Source organism: Mesorhizobium sp. M1004, from assembly GCF_040318795.1.
GTDB lineage: Bacteria > Pseudomonadota > Alphaproteobacteria > Rhizobiales > Rhizobiaceae > Mesorhizobium.
This window is the reverse complement of sequence record NZ_JAMYNB010000001.1, coordinates 56,069-74,722: the sequence shown is the minus strand read 5'-3', so window position 1 is coordinate 74,722 and position 18,654 is coordinate 56,069. Positions and strand designations below refer to the sequence as shown.

Below are 18,654 nucleotides of genomic sequence, written 5' to 3'. Positions count from 1 at the left end.
GAGGATTCCTAATGAAATTCGTGACCAGCATTCTCAACCGCCGCTCACTGATGGCACTAGCTGCCGCCTCGATGCTTGCCGGCACGCTGCATACGGCGCCGGCTTCGGCGGCGGACGTGACCATTCCGATCATCGTCAAGGACACCACGTCCTTCTACTGGCAGATCGTCCTGGCCGGCGCCCGCAAGGCCGGCAAGGATCTCGGCGTCAACGTACCCGAACTCGGCGCCCAGGCTGAAACCGACGTCAACGGCCAGGTCTCGATCCTCGAGAATGCCGTCGCCGGCAACCCGGCCGCGATCGTCATCGCGCCGACCGAATTCAAGGCGCTCGGCAAGCCGATCGATGAAGCGGCCAGCAAGGTCAAGGTCATCGGCATCGACTCCGGCGCCGACTCCAAGGCGTTCACCTCGTTCCTGACCACCGACAATGTGCAGGGCGGACGCGTAGCCGCTGACGGTCTTGCAGCAGCCATCGGCGAAGCCAATGGCGGCAAGATCGAGGGCGACGTCGCCCTGATCACCAACGCGCCGGGCGCCGGTTCGCTGGAGCAGCGCAAGCAGGGCTTCACCGAGCAGCTGGCCGCGAAATATCCGGGGCTGAAGCTCGTCGCCGACAAATATGCCGACGGCCAGGCAACGACCGGTCTCAACATCGCCACCGACCTGATCACCGCCAACCCGAACCTCAAGGGCATCTTCGCGTCCAACCTGATCATGGCGCAGGGCGTCGGTCAGGCAGTCGCCGAGAACAACCTTGGCGGCAAGCTGGCGCTGGTCGGCTTCGACAGCGACGAGAAGCTGATCAAGTTCCTCAATGACGGCGTCATTTCCGCGCTCGTCGTCCAGGATCCGTACCGGATGGGCTATGACGGCATCAAGACCGCGCTCGCCGCCTCGAAGGGCGAGAAGGTCGAGGCCAATGTCGACACAGGCGCCAACCTGGTGACCAAGGCAAACATGAAAGACCCCAAGATCGACGCCCTGCTCAACCCGAAGCTCTGAGCCCGTCGACCAAAAATCCTTTCCGGGGCCTCGCGCCCCGGAAACACCGGATACAAGCTTGAATATCCACCGGCTTGAATCACCTCGACGATGCGGCTTGACTGCATCGCGACGTGCCAATCGTAAGGCCAATCTGGGAGGATTGTCATGACGCCCATGGCGCAGGAACTGCACCCGGCCCCAACGCTAGCGCCCGGCAGGACGATCCTCGAACTGCACGGGCTGGAAAAGCGCTATCCCGGCACGCATGCGCTGAAGCCCGTTCACCTTGCCTTCAAGGCAGGTGAGATCCACGCCATCGTCGGCGAGAACGGCGCCGGCAAATCCACCCTGATCAAGCTTCTGACCGGCGTCATGCCGCGCACCTCCGGCGATGTCATCTGGGAGGGCAAGCCGGCAGCGCTGGCAACCCCGCACGAGGCAATGGCGCTGGGCATCAACGCCGTGCATCAGGAGGTCGTGCTCTGTCGCCACCTCACCGTCGCCGCCAACATGTTCCTCGGCGAGGAGAATTCGCGCTTCGGCATCCTGCAGCAGCGCGCCATGGTCAAGGAAGCGCAGAAGATCATCGACGGTCTCGGCTTCGACCTGCCGGCGCATGTCATGCTGGGTGACCTCACCATCGGCCAGCAGCAGCTGATCGCCGCCGCCCGCGCCACCGTGCGCGGCACCAAATTCCTCATCTTCGACGAGCCGACCGCCTATCTCACCCGCAAGGAAGCCGACCAGCTGTTCACGCTGATCCGCAGGCTCAAGGGCGAAGGCGTCACCATCATCTACATCAGCCATCGCATGGAAGAGGTGTTCGAACTCGCCGATCGCGTCTCGGTGCTGCGCGACGGCACGCTGGTCGGCACTCGTAACATTGCCGAGACCAATGACGCCGAGTTGGTCAAGATGATGATCAACCGCTCGATCGAGCAAGTCTACCACAAGGAGCATTTCACCCCCGGTGCCGTGATCGTTGAAGCGAAAAACCTGTCGGGCAAGGGCTTCGAAGACGTCTCGATGACAGTGCGCGCCGGCGAGATCGTCGGGCTCTATGGCCTGATCGGCGCCGGCCGCAGCGAGTTTGTCACCACGCTTTATGGCCGCCACAAGAAGTCGGCCGGCCAGATCCGCTGGCAAGGCAAACCGGTGCTGATCAATTCCGAGCACGACGCGATTAAGCTCGGCATGGCGCTGGCGCCGGAAAGCCGCCGCGACCAGGGCCTGTGCCTGAACCTGCCGGTCGGCCTCAACCTCAACTTGCCGATCTACAAGCGCATCTCCAACAACCTGCTGATTTCGAACACGAAGGAAAAGGCTGAAGCCGATCGCCAGATCGCCGGCCTCCGCATCAAGACGCCGACACGCGGCGCGCTGGCCTCCAGCCTGTCCGGCGGCAACCAGCAGAAGATCGTCATCGGCAAATGGCTGGCGCACGGCGCCAAGCTGTTCATCTTCGACGAGCCGACCGTCGGCGTCGATGTCGGCACCAAGGCCGAGATTTACCGCCTGTTCGGGGAACTGTTGTCCAAGGGCGCCGGCATCATCCTGATCTCGTCCTATCTGCCCGAGGTTTATGAGCTCGCCGATACGCTGCACGTGTTCCGGCGCGGCAAACTGGTCGCCAGCCATGGCTTTCGCGCCGCCAGCCACGAAGACGTGCTGACACAGGCGATCGGCTGACAAAACAAGAAACGGGAGGAACCATGAGCATCGAAACCGCCGCGATCGAAAAACCGAAACGGAACTACAACGTCCTGTTCGGGCTGACGCTTCTGGCGTTGCTGGTTCTGCTCTGGATCGTGCTGTCGGTGGCGACGCCGAGCTTCGCGTCCTCCAACAACATCGCCAATCTTTTGCGGCAGGGCTCGATGATCGCCATCATGGCGGTCGGCCAGACCTTCGTGATCATCACCGGCGGCATCGACCTCTCGGTCGGCGCCGTGGTCGGCTTCGCCACCGTCATTGTCGCCATGATGATCAATGCCGGCTTCCCGATCTGGGTCGCCATTCTGGTGACGCTGCTGGTCGGCGTTGCCATCGGCCTGTTCCATGGCTTCGGCATCGTCAAGATGGGCCTGCCGCCCTTCATCATCACGCTGGCGACGCTGACCTCGTTGCGCGGCATCGGCCTGTTGATGACCAACGGCAATTCGATCAACATCAACAGCGACAGCTTCACCGCGTTCTCGCGCAGTTCCTTTGTCGGCATCCCCAATCTGTTCTGGATGGTGATCCTGGTCGGTATCCCGGCCTACATCTTCCTGCACCACAGCCGCTGGGGCCGCTATCTCTTCTCCGTGGGATCCAATGCCGAGGCCTCGCGCCTCTCGGGCGTCAATGTCCAGCGCACCATCTACATGGCCTATACGCTGTCGGGCCTGTGCGCGGCCTTCGTCGGCGTGCTGCTGGCGGCGCGCATCGGCATCGGCAACCCTACCCAGGCGGAAGGTTGGGAGTTGCAGGCGATCGCCTCATCGGTGATCGGCGGCACTTCGCTGTTCGGCGCCGTCGGCTCGGTGCATGGCCCGCTGCTCGGCGCCTTCATCCTGGCCACCATCAACAACGGCGCCAATCTGCTCAACGTCAACTCGTTCTGGCAGCGCATCATCACCGGCGCGTTGATCATCATCATCGTCTATTTCGACGGCCTGCGCCGTCGCGGCAAGTAATCCTCCCTGACCTTCCGTGTCGGTCCGCTCAACAACGGACCGGCGCCTTTTTGAACACTGGAATTGCCGAATGAAAGCTGTTGTCTGCCGCTCGCCCGGCGAGCTTGTCCTGGAAGACCGGCCGGCGCCAGGAGCGCCGCCTGCCGGCTGGGCGCTGGTCGCCGTCAGCCATGTCGGCATCTGCGGCACCGACTACCACATCTTCGAAGGCAAGCACCCGTTCCTCGCCTATCCCCGCATCATGGGCCACGAAGTGTCGGGCGCCGTCGTCGAGACCGGCGAAGATGTCGACCTTGCCGTGGGCGAGCCCGTCATCATCAATCCCTATCTCGCTTGCGGAAAATGCATCGCCTGCCGGAACGGCAAGCCGAATTGCTGCGTCAGGATCGAAGTGCTTGGCGTGCATCGCGACGGCGCCATGGCCGAGCAGATCCTGGTGCCGGCGCAGAATCTTTATCCGGCAAACGGCTTGTCGCTGGCCGACGCGGCGGCGGTGGAATTCCTCGCCATCGGCGCGCATGCCGTGCGGCGTGCCCGCGCCGAACCAGGCGCCCGCACGCTGGTCATCGGCGCCGGGCCGATCGGCCTTGGCGCAGCGCTGTTTGCGCGCATCGCCGGGCTCGATGTCAGCCTGCTCGACATGAGCACGGAGCGGCTGGATTTTGCAAAAGGCGAACTCGGCTTCGCCACGCTCGACGGTTCACAAAAAGCGGCAGCCGAACTGGTGCGCCAGGCAACCGGCGGCGAAGGGTTCGACGTCGTCTTCGACGCCACCGGCAACACCGCCTCGGTGCAGTCGGCCTTCGCCCATGTCGCGCATGGTGGCACGCTCGTGCTGGTCAGCGTCGTCAAGGACGACATCGTCTTTTCCGATCCGGAATTCCACAAGCGCGAAATGACATTGATCGGCAGCCGCAACGCGCTGAGAGTCGATTTCGACCACGTTGCTGCCTCGATCCGCAACGGCGCCGTGCCTCTGGCAAAACTCGTCACCCACCGCACCACGCTGGCCGGCACGCCGGATGATCTCGCTCGCTGGGCGCATGAGAAATCGGGGTTGATCAAGGCTGTGATCGAGGTGGGGTAAGACATCCGAAAAATTTGGTGGAGCGATAAGTGCCGAGTTAAGGCAGATCGCATACCTCGGCGATTTGCGAAAAGGCCCGTCGCTTCCTCATCCACGGGCGGAGCAAGGAGCGAAGCGACGCGGCGCAGACCCGAGGTTTCATTCGGTGACGTCTGCGCTAGAACCCAGCGGTGCAAAAAGAGGCGTCCATTCGCATCTCCTACCTGCACCGCTGCGGCGCGCGACAGTCGCGGCATGGGTCCTCGGGTCTCCGCTCCGCTGCGCTCCCGCTCCGCCCGTGGATGAGGAAGTGAGCGGCTAAGCCGCCCGCTTCCACCCATCCCTGATATGCCTGTATCCCTCGCGATAAACTGCCTCCGGCGTCTCGGAAAAATCCCGCCACACCTTGGTCGCCGCCGCCAGATCCTTCAGCGATCTGCCAAACGCCTCGATCGTCAGCCAGTCGTCATAGCCGCTCTTGCGGATGGCCGCGAAAGTCTCTTTCCACGGAATGTTCCCGCGCCCCGGCACGCCGCGATCGTTCTCCGAAATGTGGATGTGCACGACATTCCGCCGGTGCTTCATGTAGGCGCCGATCGGGTCGGCTTCCTCGATATTGGCGTGGAAGGTGTCGTACATCGCCTTGATGTGCGGCCGGTCGATGGCATCGACGTGCTCGGACAGATCGGCCATCGTGTTCAGCAGATAGCACTCGAAACGGTTGAGCGCCTCCAACCCGATGGTAACGTTCCGCTTGCCGGCATGATCGCCAATGGCGCGCTGCGAGGAGATCGAGCGCTTCTTCTCGGCAGCGGTCGGCCCGCTGCCGGAGAAGGCGCCGAGCGTCGAATGCAGCGGCCCGCTCAGCGTACTCGCGCCGAGCGCCTGGGCACAATCGATCGCCCATTTCATGTAGCCGATGCCGGCCTTGCGGGTCGCGGCATCCGGCGAAATCAGATTCATCGCCGGGTCGCCCATCGCCGTAACAGCCGTGCGCTCCAACCCGATGCGGTCGAGCAGATCGCCAAGCTCCTTGTAGTCCTCTGGCGTGCCTGAGAAGATCGGTATCTCGACGCCGTCGAAGCCGGTCGCCTTGATGTCGCGCAGCAACGGCTCGTGTTTCTTAGACACGGAAGTCGTCCACAAAAACATGCACATGCCGATTTTCATCGACAGCCCCTCCCCGTTTGACGGCGCGCGCTGGTTTCTTTCGCACCTCGCACCATGCGCCCTCATTCGGCCGCTTCGCGGCCACCTTCTCCCCGAAGGGAGAAGAGAATTGGCGCCGGCGCTCCCTAAAGTTTCGTCCACGCCCCGTTCTTCTTCGATGACTTAACGCAGGCCTCGATGAACGCCATACCTTCGACGCCGTCCTGGATGGTCGGGAACACCACGTCCTTGCCCGGCTTGCCGCCCTTCTTGCGTGCCGCGCGGATCGCCCGCGCCGCCTCCTGGTAGATGTTGGCGAAGCCTTCGAGATAGCCTTCCGGATGGCCAGACGGAACGCGGCTGACGCGTCCCGCAACTGGCAGCGCGCCGGCGCCGTTGCGGGTGAGCAACTGCTTGGGCTGGCCGAACGGCGTGTACCAGAGATAGTTCGGATCGGCCTGCACCCATTCCAGCCCGCCTTTAGAGCCATAGATGCGCAGCTTCAGCCCGTTCTCGTGGCCCGGCGCCACCTGGCTCGCCCAGATCATGCCCTTGGCCGGATGCACCTTGCCGACCGGCTTGAAGCGCAGCATGACATTGACATTGTCGTCGAGCAGCCGCCCCGGCACGAAAGCGTCGAGATCGGCCGACAGGGAATCGAGCTCCAGACCCGAGACGAAGCGCGCCAGATTGTAGGCGTGCGTGCCGATGTCGCCGAGCGCGCCGCCCGCGCCCGCCTGCTTGGGGTCAGAGCGCCACGCCGCCTGCTTCTGGCCGGTGGCGGCAAGATCTTCGGTCAGCCAGTCCTGCGGGTACTCGGACTGCACGATGCGGATGTCGCCAAGCTGGCCCTTGGCCACCATCTCGCGCGCCTGCCGGATCATCGGATAGGCAGTGTAATTGTGCGTCAGCACGAACACCTTGCCGGTCTTTTCAACCACGGCCGCGAGCTTTTTGGCCTCGGCCAAAGTCGTCGCCAGCGGCTTGTCGCAGATGACGTGGATGCCCGCCTCGAGGAAGGCCTTGGCCGCCGGCACGTGCACATTGTTGGGGGTGACGATCGCCACCGCCTCGATGCCGTCCGGGCGCTTGGCCTCGGCCTTGGCCATCTCGGCATAGGAGGTGTAGCTGCGCGCCGGGTCGAGACCGAGTTCGGCGGCGGAAGCCTTGGCGCGCTCGGGACTGGCCGACAGGGCGCCGGCCACCAGCACGAAGTCATTGTCCATGCGCGCCGCGATCCGGTGCACCGCGCCGATGAAGGCGCCTTGGCCGCCGCCGACCATACCATAGCGGATCGGGCCGCCCCCCGCTTCCGACTTCGATGCGCCGACCATGTCTTTCTCCTGCTTGTCTCAAATACCCATCATGGCGCGCAGCATCTTCTTGTCGGTGGTGCCGCCGGCGAAATCATCAAAGGCCTTTTCCGTCACCCGGATAATGTGGTGCTGGATGAAGGGCGCGCCTTCGGCCGCGCCGTCCTCCGGATGCTTGAGGCAACACTCCCACTCCAGCACCGCCCAGGAATCGTAGCCATACTGGGTAAGCTTGGAGAAGATGCCGCCGAAATCGACCTGCCCGTCGCCAAGCGAACGGAATCGCCCCGCGCGATTGGTCCAGCTCTGATAGCCGGAATAGACGCCTTGCCGCCCCGTCGGATTGAACTCGGCATCCTTGGCATGGAAGGCCTTTATCCGCTCGTGATAGATGTCGATGAATTCGAGATAGTCGAGCTGCTGCAAAAGGAAATGCGACGGGTCGTAGTTGATGTTGCAGCGCTTGTGACCGCCAACCGCATCTAGGAACATCTCGAAGGTTGCGCCGTCGAAGATGTCCTCGCCAGGATGGATCTCGTAGCCGACATCGACGCCGTTTTCGTCATAGACGTCCAGGATCGGCTTCCAGCGTGTGCCGAGCTCGGCGAAGGCCTCCTCGATCAGCCCGGCCGGCCGCTGTGGCCAGGGATAGAGGTACGGGAAAGCTAGGGCGCCGGAAAACGTCACCGAGGCTTTCAGGCCAAGATTCTTCGAGGCCTTGGCGCCGAACTCCATCTGTTCGACCGCCCATTTCTGCCTGGCCTTGGGGTTGTTGTGCACCGCAGGCGGTGCAAAGCCGTCGAACTGGGCATCATAGGCCGGGTGCACCGCCACCAGCTGCCCTTGAAGATGCGTCGACAGTTCGGTGATCTCGACGCCGGCATCCGCGCAGATGCCTTTCACCTCGTCGCAATAGGTCTTGGAAGATGCCGCCTTCTTGAGGTCGAACAGGCGTGCATCCCAGGTCGGGATCTGCACGCCCTTGTAACCGAGACCGGCCGCCCATTTGGTGATCGAGGCCAGCGAATTGAACGGCGCGGTATCCCCCGCGAACTGCGCCAGAAACAGCCCCGGACCCTTCATTGTCGACGGCATCGGCATCCTCCCAATTCATTTTTCCAAGGACCAAGCATAGCGTCTGATGAAAGCAGGGCCAGCCTCTTTGGTCTCTCGTGATGTGCATTCTCGTATCGGCATTCTGGTATTACCAAATACGGAAAATGGGTCAAGCCATTTGACTCACGCGCAAAGCTGCCAGGGCATTCCATTTTTGGCGATATATACCAGCATAATCAATACGGTACACAGATGTCGATATCGCATGGCGGCGGTTCTTGCCGCGCGACAAAAATTGCTGTAGACCTCCATTAGGGCCCAATTGGTCGAACCAGTTGCGCAAAAACGCTGGAGCGCCTTGGGGAGGAAACACGCGACGCGCCTTGTGGGGCGCGTCGCAGGCGAACTGGCACAGACGAATTCTGGGAAGGATAGACCATGCATCTTTCGACGCACAACTGGATGCGCGCGGAACCGTTGGAGGTGACGCTGAAGCGCATCAAGAAATTCGGCTACGAGTCGATCGAGATTTCCGGCGAGCCCGAGCAATACAAGACCAAGGAGACCCGCGCGCTGCTGAAAGAATACGGCATCCGCTGCTGGGGGTCGGTGACGCTGATGCTGGGCGAACGCAACCTTGCCGCCAGGGACCAGGGCCAGCGCGAACGCTCGGTGCAGTACGTCAAGGACGTGCTGACCATGGTCAGCGAACTTGATGGCGAGATCATAACGCTGGTGCCCGCGACCGTCGGCAAAGTGGTACCGGACGGCACCGAGGAAGAGGAATGGAAGTGGGTGGTCGACGCCACCCGCGAATGCTTCACCCATGCCAAGAAGGTCGGCGTCAAGATCGCGGTCGAGCCGCTCAACCGCTTCGAGACCTATCTGTTCAACCGCGGCGCGCAGGCGTTGGCCCTGGCCGATGCGGTCAGCCCCGAATGCGGCGTCTGCCTCGACGCCTATCACATCCATATGGAAGAATTTAACGTCCATGACGCGATCCGTCAGGTCGGCAAACGGCTGTTCGACTTCCACGTCGCCGACAACAACCGCTTTGCCGCCGGCCTTGGCCAGATTGATTGGCCACGGATCGTGCAGACGCTGAAGGAAGTCGGCTATGACGGCGCGCTGACGAACGAATTCGTCGCGCCCGTCGACCGCACACCCGCCGCGCCCTATCCCGACATGGTCGAGCGCAATCCGGTCGACATTTCTCCCGAACAGTTGAAGTTCATCCAGGATCACGGCTCCAGCGTGCTGACGGAGAAATTCTACACCGACCAGATGCGCATCACGGCCGAAACGCTGCTGCCGCTAATCAAGTAGCCGATCGGGATGCGCATCAAAACGGTCCAGGCGTGGTGGGTCCGCGTGCCGATTGAGGCCGCGAAGCAGCATCGCAGCGACTTTGGCCAGGTGACGACGTTCGACGCCGCCATCCTGCGCATTGAGACTGACGACGGGCTGATCGGCTGGGGCGAGGGCAAGAACGCCGCCGGCAGCGCCGGCAGCTATGGTGCGCTGGTCTACATGCTGAATCACGAGGTCGGGCCGCAGCTGATCGGCCGCGACCCCGCCGACATCGGCATGATCTGGGAGATGCTCTACAACGGCGTGCGCCATGACAGTGCCGCGCGCGCCGGCCATGCCATGCCGCACCTGGCGCGGCGCGGCATGAGCATTGCGGCAATCAGCGCCGTCGATATCGCGCTCTGGGATATTCTGGGCAAGTCGTTGGGACAGCCGGTGTGGCGGCTCATCGGCGGCCGCAAGCTCGACCGCATGCCGGCCTACGCCTCCGGCGGCTGGGCTGCCGCCGACGCTATCGGCGAGCAGCTCAAATCCTACATCGCCAAAGGCGGCTTCAAGGCGCTGAAGATGCGCGTCGGCGCGATGGACGGCGCCCCGCACATTTCCGCCGCCCGCGTCCGCGCCGCACGGCAGGCGCTCGGTCCTGACGTCGAGTTGATGGTCGACGCGCATGGCACCTATACGGTGGCCGAGGCCAAGCGCTTCATCAGCTTGGCCAGCGATCTCGACCTCGCCTGGTTCGAGGAGCCTGTTATCGCCGACGACAAGGCTGGTATGGCCGAGGTGCGCGCCTCGGGCTCGATCCCGATCGCCACCGGCGAAAGCGAAGCGACGCGCTACGCCTTCCGCGATCTCGCGGTGCTGAAATCCGCCGACATCTTCCAGCCGGATCCGGCCTTTTGCGGCGGTATCAGCGAGGCGATGAAGATCGGCACCATCGCCAGTGCCTTCAATCTGCGCTTTGCCCCGCATCTGTGGGCCGGCGCGCCATGCTTCTTCGCCGGCCTGCATGTTTGTGCGGCCTCGCCTGCCAGTTTTACCGTTGAATATTCGCTCGGCGCCAACCCGATGATCCACGATCTTATCGAAGAGACTGTCGAAGCAAGGGACGGTATGATAGCGATCCCTGAAAAGCCGGGTCTGGGATTCACCATTTCGGAGCGGTTCCTGGAGGCGCACGCGCAACGCGGTTGACGATGAAAGAAAAGAACCTTCTCGCCGAGCTCGCCGCCTATCTCTTCGCCCATTCGGACAAGGAGACCGGCCGCACGCCTTCGGAGCGCGAACTGGCGGAGCATTTCGTCGTCAGTCGCGGCCAGATCCGCGAGGCGCTGGCCATTCTGGAGGCCATGCGCATCGTCGAGCGCCGCGCCAAATCAGGCATCTATGTCGACACCAGGCAGGCCAGTGTCGAGGCGCTGGCGCTGTTTGCCCGTGCCGGCCTGCCGCTCGACCCGGTGCAAATCTACGAGACCGTCGAACTGCGCAAGATCCACGAGATAAAGGCCGCCGAACTTGCCTGTTCCCGCGCCACTGAAGAGAATTTCGAACGCCTGCGGGAGATCCTGAAAGCCTCGGAGGAGTGCATCGCCGCCGGCGAAGGCCTCGCCAAGGAAGACCGCGAATTCCACCTCGAAATCGTGCGGGCGACCAAGAACGGCGTCTTCCACAATATCTGCAGTGTCTATTACCTAATGGGCGAGCAGCGGCTGCCGATCTACTTCAACGATCCCGAGCGCTCAGTGCGCTCGCATGCCGAGCATATCCAGATCTACGAGGCGCTGCTGCGTCGCGACGGCAATCTCGCCCAGGCGCTGATGAGCGCCCACCTGCAAGGCGCGGAAAGCTACTGGAAGGGGATCATCGAGGGCCGGGAGGCGCAAGCGCAAAGCCTGGCACTTGAGAAGGTCTAGTGCAATTCCAGGAAAGGTGTGAAACGGTTTTTCTGGGAAAAGCGCGCGGCGCTTTCCTTTGAGAATTGCGACTAGCGAGAGCCCCATGCCCAGAATCCTGTCGACGCACACGCTGCACCCGCGTGCCTCCGCCATGCTGGCGGGCGCCGGCGAACTCGTCGTCGCCTCAGCGCTCGATGCGGCAACGCTGACCGCCGAGGCGAAGCATGCCGACGTCATCATCGTTCGCGCACCGCTGCCGCCGTCGCTGTTCGAAAACGCCACGAAACTCAGAGCAGCGGTCCGCCACGGTGCCGGGCTCGACATGGTGCCCATGGAGGCCGCGGCCGCGGCCGGCGTGCTGGTCGCCAACGTGCCGGCGGTCAATGCGCGTTCGGTCGCTGAATATGTGATGTTCGCGGCCCTTGCCCTGCTTCGGCGCTTCCGTTCGGTCGACCGCGACTTGCGCGCCAAGGGCTGGAATGCCGGCCGCGACCACGCCAGCCATGCCAGCGAGCTTGCCGGCAAGACCATCGGCATCATCGGCTTCGGCGCCATCGGTCAGGCAGTCGCCCAAATCGCCGCGCACGGCTTTGGCCTCGACGTCGTGGCGACGACCCGCAGCATGCAGCCGGCACCCGACAGGATCGGCTTCCTGTCGATCGATGCGCTGATCGAACAGAGCGACATCATCGTGCTCTGCTGCCCGCTGACGCCGGAAACGCGCGGACTGATCAGCCGCGAACGCATTGCCCGCATGAAGCCGGAAGCGCTTTTGATCAACATTTCGCGCGGGCCGGTGATCGATAACGAGGCGCTGATCGAGGCCTTGCGTCAAGACCGGATCGGCGGCGCCGCACTCGACGTCTTTGCCACGCAGCCGCTGCCGGCAAACCATCCCTATTTCGGTTTCGACAATGTCATCGTTACCCCGCATATGGCGGGGATCACCGAGCAATCGATGATGCGCATGGGGGTGGGTGCTGCCGGCGAGACCTTGCTGGTGCTGGCCAACCGGCTGCCGGTCAATCTGCGCAACCCCGACGTGGTCGAGCACTACCGCCGGCGGTTCCCGGCGGACTGACGTTTCTGCAAGCCGCCTCAATTTTCGCGGATTTGGCGTCGACCTTCGCCGATATGGTCAAGAGCGTCGTGAGAGTTCTTCTTCTGATTGCCGGTACAAGCGTAGGGACAGCCAAGGCTCAGGCCGAAAGCAGCTACGTGCCTTGCGACAACGGCCTGCGCTGCGTGATGGCGCCCTGCCCTTCTACCAGCGCGCTCGACCTCGCCACCGGAAAGGTCGTCAAGGGTGTGTGGGTCGACATCGACGGCTTGCCGCAGCAGGACAAGGCGCTTGACCTTTCCGACAAGCTCTATGCCGGCAAGCTCGTTGTCACAGGAACAATCGAGAACCGGCCACACAGCTTCAACGGCAAGCAGCACGACGTGCCGACATTGTTCGCGACGGGCATCCTGCGCACCGCCAAGGACAGCGAACGCAAGCACTGCTCGTCGGGTTGACTATTACCGACCAAGCAGCCGCTCGATTTCAGCCGCGATGCGCAGCAGATGGTGGTCATGGCCATTGCGCGCCACCAGCATCAGCCCGGCCGGCAGCGTCATGCCGGGCATCGGCAGCGAGATCGCGCAGAGGTCGAACTGGTTGGCGACCTGGGTATTGCGCAGCAGCAGACCTTCGGTGTGTTCACGCAGAGCCGTATCCTCGGCCATCGAAACGATAGTCGGCGCTGTCACCGGCGTGGTCGGCAGAGCTAGCACATCGACCGAACCCAACCGCTCGTCCATGGCTATGCACAGTGCCGCGCGACGACGCATTGCCCTGATATAAACCGGCGTCGGTATGGCCGCCGCCCGCGACAGCGGCCCGCTGACATGGGGATCGACCGGCACCGATGCGCCCGTCGCCAGCCAGTCGGCATGGATTTCAGAACCTTCCATGGCCGCGATCGAGCCGCGTTTGGTGGCCAGGCGCAGATCGGCAATGAGGTCGTCGATCGAAATGTCCGTGAGCCACGCGCCTGCCTGCTCGATCCCGGCAAGGCTGCGATCGAACGCGGCGGCAATCTCCGTTTCCGTGTCTTCGAAAAGCAGGCCGCGCGGAATGCCGACACGAAGCCCGGCAAGCGCTAACGGCAGGTGCAGTTGCGGCATCTGCTCGCCCGTCATCGCGGCGTCAGCCAGGGCACACGCAGCAACACTCAGCGCCAGCGGCCCGATCGAATCCAGCGTCGCGGAAAGGGGATAGGCACCAGTCAGCGGCACGCGCCGCGCCGTCGGCTTGAAACCGACGACGCCGTTCAGCGATGCCGGGATGCGCACCGAACCGCCGGTGTCGGAGCCGATGGAAATGTCGCTCGTCCCCTCGCCAACGGACACGGCGGCGCCCGACGACGAACCGCCTGGAATGCGGCTGGTGTCGGCGGCATTGCCCGGTGTGCCGTAGTGCATGTTGTCGCCGATAGCGGTGAAGGCGAATTCGGTCATGTTGGTCTTGCCGATGATGACGGCGCCGGCCTGGCGCAGACGGCTGACGACCGCAGCGTCGTGCCGACGGGGCGCGGTGTCCCTCAGCATCAGCGACCCGGCCGTGGTCGGCTCGCCGGCGACATCGAACAGATCCTTGATCGACACGATGGTGCCGTCGAGCGGCCCGAGCGATACGCCGGCCTTCTTGCGCGCATCGGTGGCCTCGGCCGCTGCGCGCGCCGCCTCGGCATAGAGTTTGGTGAACACCTTCTCGCCTGCCGCGCAACTGGCAAGACGTGACAGGATGATCTCGAGACGATCGCGGATTGATTGCATGTCGATGTCGGATTCCGTCAAGGTGGAGCGTCTTTAAGGCATATGGGCCGCTAGGTCAGCGGAAGGAATAGCCCGGACAGCGTGCCTTTGCACCTGCCAGCGATAGGAAGGGACTGATGCTGTACAAAGGCAGCTGCCACTGCGGCAAGGTTGCGTTCGAATTCAAGGCGCAGCTGACCGGCGCCGTGCGGTGCAATTGTTCGATCTGCTCGCGCAAGGGCGCGCTGTTGGCCGCCATCCCGCATGACAGCCTGACGGTGCTGGCGTGGGGCGACGATCTCGGCACCTACACATTCGGCAATCATGCAATGGCGCATCGCTTCTGCCGCACCTGCGGCATCCATCCCTTTGCCGAGGATGTCAGTCAGGGCAGCGAACGCAGCGCCTACATCAACCTCAACTGCGTCGCCGATTTCGATCCCACCGGCCTGCCGGTCTTCGACTTCGACGGCCGCGCGGTCTGACCCTACGGTGGCCTCTCACCACAAAAGCAACGCCCCGAAAACCTTGATAGTTCTCGGGCCCGCTGCTTCAGCCAAGGATGGCTATCGGCTATTCGACGCGCTTAGGGCCGCGCGCGAACACAACGATCGCCGCCAGCAAGGTCGCAGCGCCACAAGGCGAAGGCGCTGGCCACACCGGCATTGTCGACCACCAGGCCGCCGAAGACGGCGCGTTTCTGGTGCTCGCCGTTTCTTGCGTCTTTCCCGCTCGCGCCTTTGCCCTCGAGGACAGCCTTGCTGAAAGTTCCCGGCAACTGGCGCGCGCCGGTTCATGCGCACACCGCCGACTATCGCGCGTTGGTCATCAAGGGACTGTGGGCGCATTGGCAAATGGACGGCGGCGAAGCGACGAAGGTCGAATTGCCGCCGGGATCCTACTGGACCCAGAAGGCCAACGAGATGCACGACGACGCCTGCCTCTCGGAGACGGAGTGCGTGATCCTGCTGATCAACGATACGCCTTACGAGACCTACTTCCAGAAATAGTCAGGCGGCGCCGTCGTTCGACCGCAACTAGCTGGCGTGCCGCAAGCTCACGCCGCTGCCCTTGTCGAACAGCACCACCTTGTCCTGATTCCAGGCAAAGCGCACCGGCTGCTCGATCTGGACATCGGTTCTGGCCGGCACCGTGGCGCGCAGCGTCGTGTCGCCGACCCGCAGAGTCAGGATCTTTTCCACGCCATGGTTCTCGACATCGTGGACGCGTGCCTCGACCGGCGCACCGCTTTCAAGATACACATCCTCAGGTCGAATACCGAAGACGAGCGGGCGACCGTCGGTCGCACCGCCCGCCTTGGCACCCCCAGAGAAAGGCAGTTCGAAATTCAGCGGCGCCATCACCGCGCGGCCGTTGACCAGCTTGCCATCGATCAGGTTCATCGGCGGCGAGCCGACGAAGCTCGCCACATAGGTATCGCGCGGATTGTTATAGATCTCGTGCGGCGTGCCGGTCTGGATGATGCGGCCATGGTTGAGCACGCCCACCTTGTCGCCCATCGACATCGCCTCGATCTGGTCGTGGGTGACGAACAGGAAGGTGGCGCCAAGCTGGATCTGCAGGTTCTTCAGTTCCGTGCGCAGCGCCTCGCGCAGTTTGGCGTCGAGCGCCGACAGCGGTTCGTCCATCAGGAACACGCGCGGCTTGCGCACGATGGCGCGCCCGATAGAGACGCGCTGCATTTCGCCGCCTGAAAGGCGGTCGGTCTTGCGGTCGAGCAGATGCTCGATCCGCAGTGTCTTGGCCGCTCGTGCAACACGGTCCTTGATCTCGGCATCCGGCAGCCGACGTATCTTTGGCTTCAGCGGGAATTCGAGATTTTCGCGGACTGTATAGCGCGGATAGAGCGAATATTGCTGAAGCACCAGCGCCACATCGCGCTCGGCCGCACCCCAGTCGGCGACGTCGACGCCGTCGATGAACACCTGACCCTCGGTCGGCTTTTCCAGACCCGCGATCATGCGCAGCGTCGTCGTCTTGCCGGCGCCGGTCTCGCCGAGCAGCACGAAGAACTCGCCATCGGCGATCTCGAGATCGAGCCCGGTCAGTGCGGTGTGGTTGCCGAAGCTCTTGGAAATATTCTTGAGCTGGATATGAGCCATCAGAGCCTCACCTCAAGCGACTTGCCGCTTGCCGTGTCGAAGAAATGTGCTTGCGTCGGATCGATCCTGGCGAAGACCTTTTCGCCCGGGCCGCCGACGAAGCCGCTCTTGGTGCGCGCGCGCAGCATCTTGGAGCCGACCTTGAGATCGACAATGTCGAACGAGCCGAGCGGCTCGACGATCTGGGTCTCGACCGGCAAGAAACCCTCCGCTGCTTCATGGCGCACCAGCACGCCTTCGGGCCGGATGCCGAGCGCCAGCTGGCCGCCGGCATGGCCGTTGAGCTTGGACAAAAGCGTGCGCGGAAATTCGAAGCCGGCGGCAGCGCCACCGACGGTGACCGAGGCCGCCGATGCGGTCTCGGCGATCGCCGCATCGGCGACGTTCATCACCGGGCTGCCGACGAACTGCGCCACGAACAGATTGGCCGGATGCGAATAGACCTCGTCGGGCGAACCGACCTGCTGCAGCACGCCCTCATGCATGATCACGATGCGGTCGGCGAGGCTCATCGCCTCGATCTGGTCGTGCGTGACATAGATGGTGGTCGAGCCCTGTTTGATGTGCAGCCGCTTGATCTCGGCCCGCATCTCTTCGCGCAGCTTGGCGTCGAGGGCGCCGATCGGCTCGTCCATCAGCATCGCCTTCGGCCGCCGCACCAGAGCCCGGCCGATGGCCACACGCTGCATGTCGCCGCCCGACAGCGCCGACGGCTTCTTGGCCAGCAGTTCCGTGATCTGCAGCGTCTTGGCGACCGAGCGCACCTCGCTATCGATCTCGGCCTTGCTCTTGCGCGTCGCGCGCAAGGGAAAAGCAATGTTCTCATAGACGCTCATATGCGGGTAGAGCGAGAACGACTGGAACACCATGGCGATGTCGCGGTCGGCGGCCTTGAGGTGTTGCACCGGCTTGCCGTCGATGAGGATGTCACCGCCGTCGATCGTCTCCAGCCCGGCAACCGCCCTCAATGTCGTCGTCTTGCCGCAACCCGACTGACCGAGCAGCACGATGAACTCGTTGTCGTCGATCTTGAGGTTGAGGTCCTTGATGACCTGGACCGCACCGAAGAATTTCTGGACGCCGCGAAGCTCAATCTGGGTCAATGCTCTGCTCCCGGATTGCGCACCTGGCCGGTACCGGCCTTCTCCGCCGGCGCGATCTTCGAGGTGATGTTGAAGCCGATCAGGCCGATCAGGATGATGGTCACGCCATAGCTGTGCAGCAGCAGGTTCCACGGCTGGCAAAGCGCGATGATGCCGAGGACCATCAGCACCTGAGACCCCGGTTCGAGATATTTCTGGTTGATGGCTCGAAAGCTCATTTGCGGATCGCTCCGAAGGACATGCCGCGCAGCAAATGGTTGCGGAGCAGGAAGGTGAAGATTGCGACCGGCAGCAGGAACAGGAAGGTTCCGGCGGCGATCACCGTCCAGTCGGGCAGGCCGGCGCCGACCTGGCTGGGGATGAAGGGCGGCGCCGTCTGGGCGCGGCGGTTGGTCATGATCAGCGCGAAGGCATACTCGTTCCACGCCGTGATGAAGCAGAAAACCGCGGTCGCGGCGATGCCGGTGGCGGCCTCCGGCAGCACGATCTTGAAGAAGGCTTCCATGCGGGTGTAGCCGTCGACCAGCGCTGCCTCTTCATACTCCTTCGGGATCTCGTCCATGAACCCCTTCATCAGCCACACCGAAAAGGACAGGTTGAAGGCGGTATAAAGGATGATCAGCCCGATATGGGAATCGTTGAGGCCGACGGCCCGGTACATCAGGAACATCGGGATCGCGACCACCACCGGCGGCAGCATGCGCGTCGACAGGATGAAGAAGAGCAGATCCGCCTCCCCCTTCACCTTGAAGCGCGAGAAGCCGTAGGCGGTGAAGGTACCCATGCCGACAGCCAGCACCGTCGAGGTGATGGCGATGATCAGCGAGTTCATGAAGCGGCTCGGATAGCCGGACCATTGCACCTGGCCCTTGCCGTCGCGCACGATCTTTTCACCGCCGTCGAACACGACACGTTCCCACCAGGGTGCCGCCGCATACTCTTCCGGCGACGGCGGGTTGCGCATCTGCGAGCGCTTGGTGAACAGCTTGACGAACGGCGATATCTCGGGCTGGAACACCACCGTCGGCGGGATGGTCGTGGCAAGGTTGCGCGGCTTGAACGCCGTCGAGGCGATCCAGTAGATCGGCGCCAGGAAGATGATCGTCACCAAAAGGACGGCGACGATGGCGACGCGATTGAAGCCTATTTCGGAAGAAGTGCGGACGGCGGCCATC

18 protein-coding genes and 1 pseudogene are annotated in these 18,654 nt (G+C 63.2%); 11 read left to right on the top strand and 8 right to left on the bottom strand.

The window, feature by feature from the left end:
• Positions 1-11: 11 nt before the first annotated feature.
• The 4 genes from NKH54_RS00330 to NKH54_RS00315 all read left to right on the top strand — a co-directional run bounded on the left by NKH54_RS00330 (position 12) and on the right by NKH54_RS00315 (position 4,751).
• Positions 12-1,004 (top strand): ABC transporter substrate-binding protein, encoded by a 993-nt coding sequence (locus tag NKH54_RS00330; RefSeq protein ID WP_023669816.1) that lies wholly within the window; start codon positions 12-14, stop codon positions 1,002-1,004.
• 147 nt (positions 1,005-1,151) lie between these two features.
• Positions 1,152-2,675, top strand: coding sequence for a sugar ABC transporter ATP-binding protein (locus NKH54_RS00325; protein WP_023751427.1), 1,524 nt, complete (start codon positions 1,152-1,154; stop codon positions 2,673-2,675).
• A gap of 23 nt (positions 2,676-2,698) precedes the next feature.
• On the top strand, positions 2,699-3,664 hold the full coding sequence (locus tag NKH54_RS00320) for an ABC transporter permease (protein ID WP_023669818.1): 966 nt from the start codon (positions 2,699-2,701) through the stop codon (positions 3,662-3,664).
• 70 nt (positions 3,665-3,734) lie between these two features.
• Complete coding sequence (locus NKH54_RS00315; RefSeq protein ID WP_353027524.1) at positions 3,735-4,751, top strand: zinc-binding alcohol dehydrogenase family protein; 1,017 nt, start codon at positions 3,735-3,737, stop codon at positions 4,749-4,751.
• Between the two features lie 297 nt (positions 4,752-5,048).
• Here NKH54_RS00315 and NKH54_RS00310 read toward each other — a convergent pair whose 3' ends face one another.
• From NKH54_RS00310 to NKH54_RS00300, 3 genes are all read right to left on the bottom strand, one after another.
• On the bottom strand, positions 5,049-5,900 hold the full coding sequence (locus NKH54_RS00310) for a sugar phosphate isomerase/epimerase family protein (RefSeq protein WP_353027523.1): 852 nt from the start codon (positions 5,898-5,900) through the stop codon (positions 5,049-5,051).
• A gap of 125 nt (positions 5,901-6,025) precedes the next feature.
• The gene (locus NKH54_RS00305; RefSeq protein WP_352887795.1) at positions 6,026-7,213 is read right to left on the bottom strand and encodes a Gfo/Idh/MocA family protein; all 1,188 of its coding nucleotides are present in this window, start codon (positions 7,211-7,213) and stop codon (positions 6,026-6,028) included.
• Positions 7,214-7,231: 18 nt separating this feature from the next.
• Complete coding sequence (locus tag NKH54_RS00300; protein ID WP_023726430.1) at positions 7,232-8,287, bottom strand: sugar phosphate isomerase/epimerase family protein; 1,056 nt, start codon at positions 8,285-8,287, stop codon at positions 7,232-7,234.
• 399 nt (positions 8,288-8,686) lie between these two features.
• On the opposite strand from NKH54_RS00300, the gene NKH54_RS00295 reads away from it, so the two are divergent.
• From NKH54_RS00295 to NKH54_RS00275, 5 genes are all read left to right on the top strand, one after another.
• Positions 8,687-9,574: a sugar phosphate isomerase/epimerase family protein gene (locus NKH54_RS00295; RefSeq protein WP_023692016.1), complete on the top strand. Its 888-nt coding sequence runs from the start codon at positions 8,687-8,689 to the stop codon at positions 9,572-9,574.
• Between the two features lie 9 nt (positions 9,575-9,583).
• Entirely contained in the window at positions 9,584-10,753 is a 1,170-nt protein-coding gene (locus NKH54_RS00290; protein WP_353027522.1) for a mandelate racemase/muconate lactonizing enzyme family protein, read from the top strand.
• Between the two features lie 2 nt (positions 10,754-10,755).
• The gene (locus tag NKH54_RS00285; RefSeq protein ID WP_023686625.1) at positions 10,756-11,472 is read left to right on the top strand and encodes a FadR/GntR family transcriptional regulator; all 717 of its coding nucleotides are present in this window, start codon (positions 10,756-10,758) and stop codon (positions 11,470-11,472) included.
• An 85-nt stretch (positions 11,473-11,557) separates the two neighbouring features.
• Complete coding sequence (locus tag NKH54_RS00280) at positions 11,558-12,535, top strand: NAD(P)-dependent oxidoreductase (RefSeq protein ID WP_353027521.1); 978 nt, start codon at positions 11,558-11,560, stop codon at positions 12,533-12,535.
• A 68-nt stretch (positions 12,536-12,603) separates the two neighbouring features.
• The gene (locus tag NKH54_RS00275) at positions 12,604-12,972 is read left to right on the top strand and encodes a hypothetical protein (RefSeq protein WP_245261902.1); all 369 of its coding nucleotides are present in this window, start codon (positions 12,604-12,606) and stop codon (positions 12,970-12,972) included.
• 3 nt (positions 12,973-12,975) lie between these two features.
• Here NKH54_RS00275 and NKH54_RS00270 read toward each other — a convergent pair whose 3' ends face one another.
• Complete coding sequence (locus NKH54_RS00270) at positions 12,976-14,274, bottom strand: amidase (protein WP_353027750.1); 1,299 nt, start codon at positions 14,272-14,274, stop codon at positions 12,976-12,978.
• A gap of 116 nt (positions 14,275-14,390) precedes the next feature.
• Here NKH54_RS00270 and NKH54_RS00265 point away from each other — a divergent pair, with 116 nt between their 5' ends.
• Both NKH54_RS00265 and NKH54_RS00260 read left to right on the top strand, forming a co-directional pair.
• Positions 14,391-14,738 carry a GFA family protein gene (locus NKH54_RS00265; protein WP_023669842.1) on the top strand — a complete coding sequence of 116 codons (348 nt, stop codon included), beginning with the start codon at positions 14,391-14,393 and terminating at the stop codon, positions 14,736-14,738.
• Positions 14,739-14,963: 225 nt separating this feature from the next.
• Positions 14,964-15,263, top strand: a pseudogene (locus tag NKH54_RS00260) (DUF4437 domain-containing protein); the annotation flags it as partial.
• A 27-nt stretch (positions 15,264-15,290) separates the two neighbouring features.
• Here NKH54_RS00260 and NKH54_RS00255 read toward each other — a convergent pair.
• From NKH54_RS00255 to NKH54_RS00240, 4 genes are read right to left on the bottom strand one after another with little or no spacing between them, the layout of a single operon-like run.
• On the bottom strand, positions 15,291-16,376 hold the full coding sequence (locus NKH54_RS00255) for an ABC transporter ATP-binding protein (RefSeq protein ID WP_023669844.1): 1,086 nt from the start codon (positions 16,374-16,376) through the stop codon (positions 15,291-15,293).
• Positions 16,376-17,479, bottom strand: coding sequence for an ABC transporter ATP-binding protein (locus NKH54_RS00250; protein ID WP_023683000.1), 1,104 nt, complete (start codon positions 17,477-17,479; stop codon positions 16,376-16,378). The genes NKH54_RS00255 and NKH54_RS00250 overlap by 1 nt, the downstream gene beginning before the upstream one ends.
• On the bottom strand, positions 17,476-17,697 hold the full coding sequence (locus tag NKH54_RS00245; RefSeq protein WP_023669846.1) for a hypothetical protein: 222 nt from the start codon (positions 17,695-17,697) through the stop codon (positions 17,476-17,478). Before NKH54_RS00245 ends, NKH54_RS00250 begins: the two co-directional genes overlap by 4 nt.
• A complete protein-coding gene (locus NKH54_RS00240; protein WP_023682998.1) occupies positions 17,694-18,653 on the bottom strand; it encodes a carbohydrate ABC transporter permease in 960 nt (319 codons plus the stop codon). Before NKH54_RS00240 ends, NKH54_RS00245 begins: the two co-directional genes overlap by 4 nt.
• Between the last annotated feature and the right edge of the window lies 1 nt (position 18,654).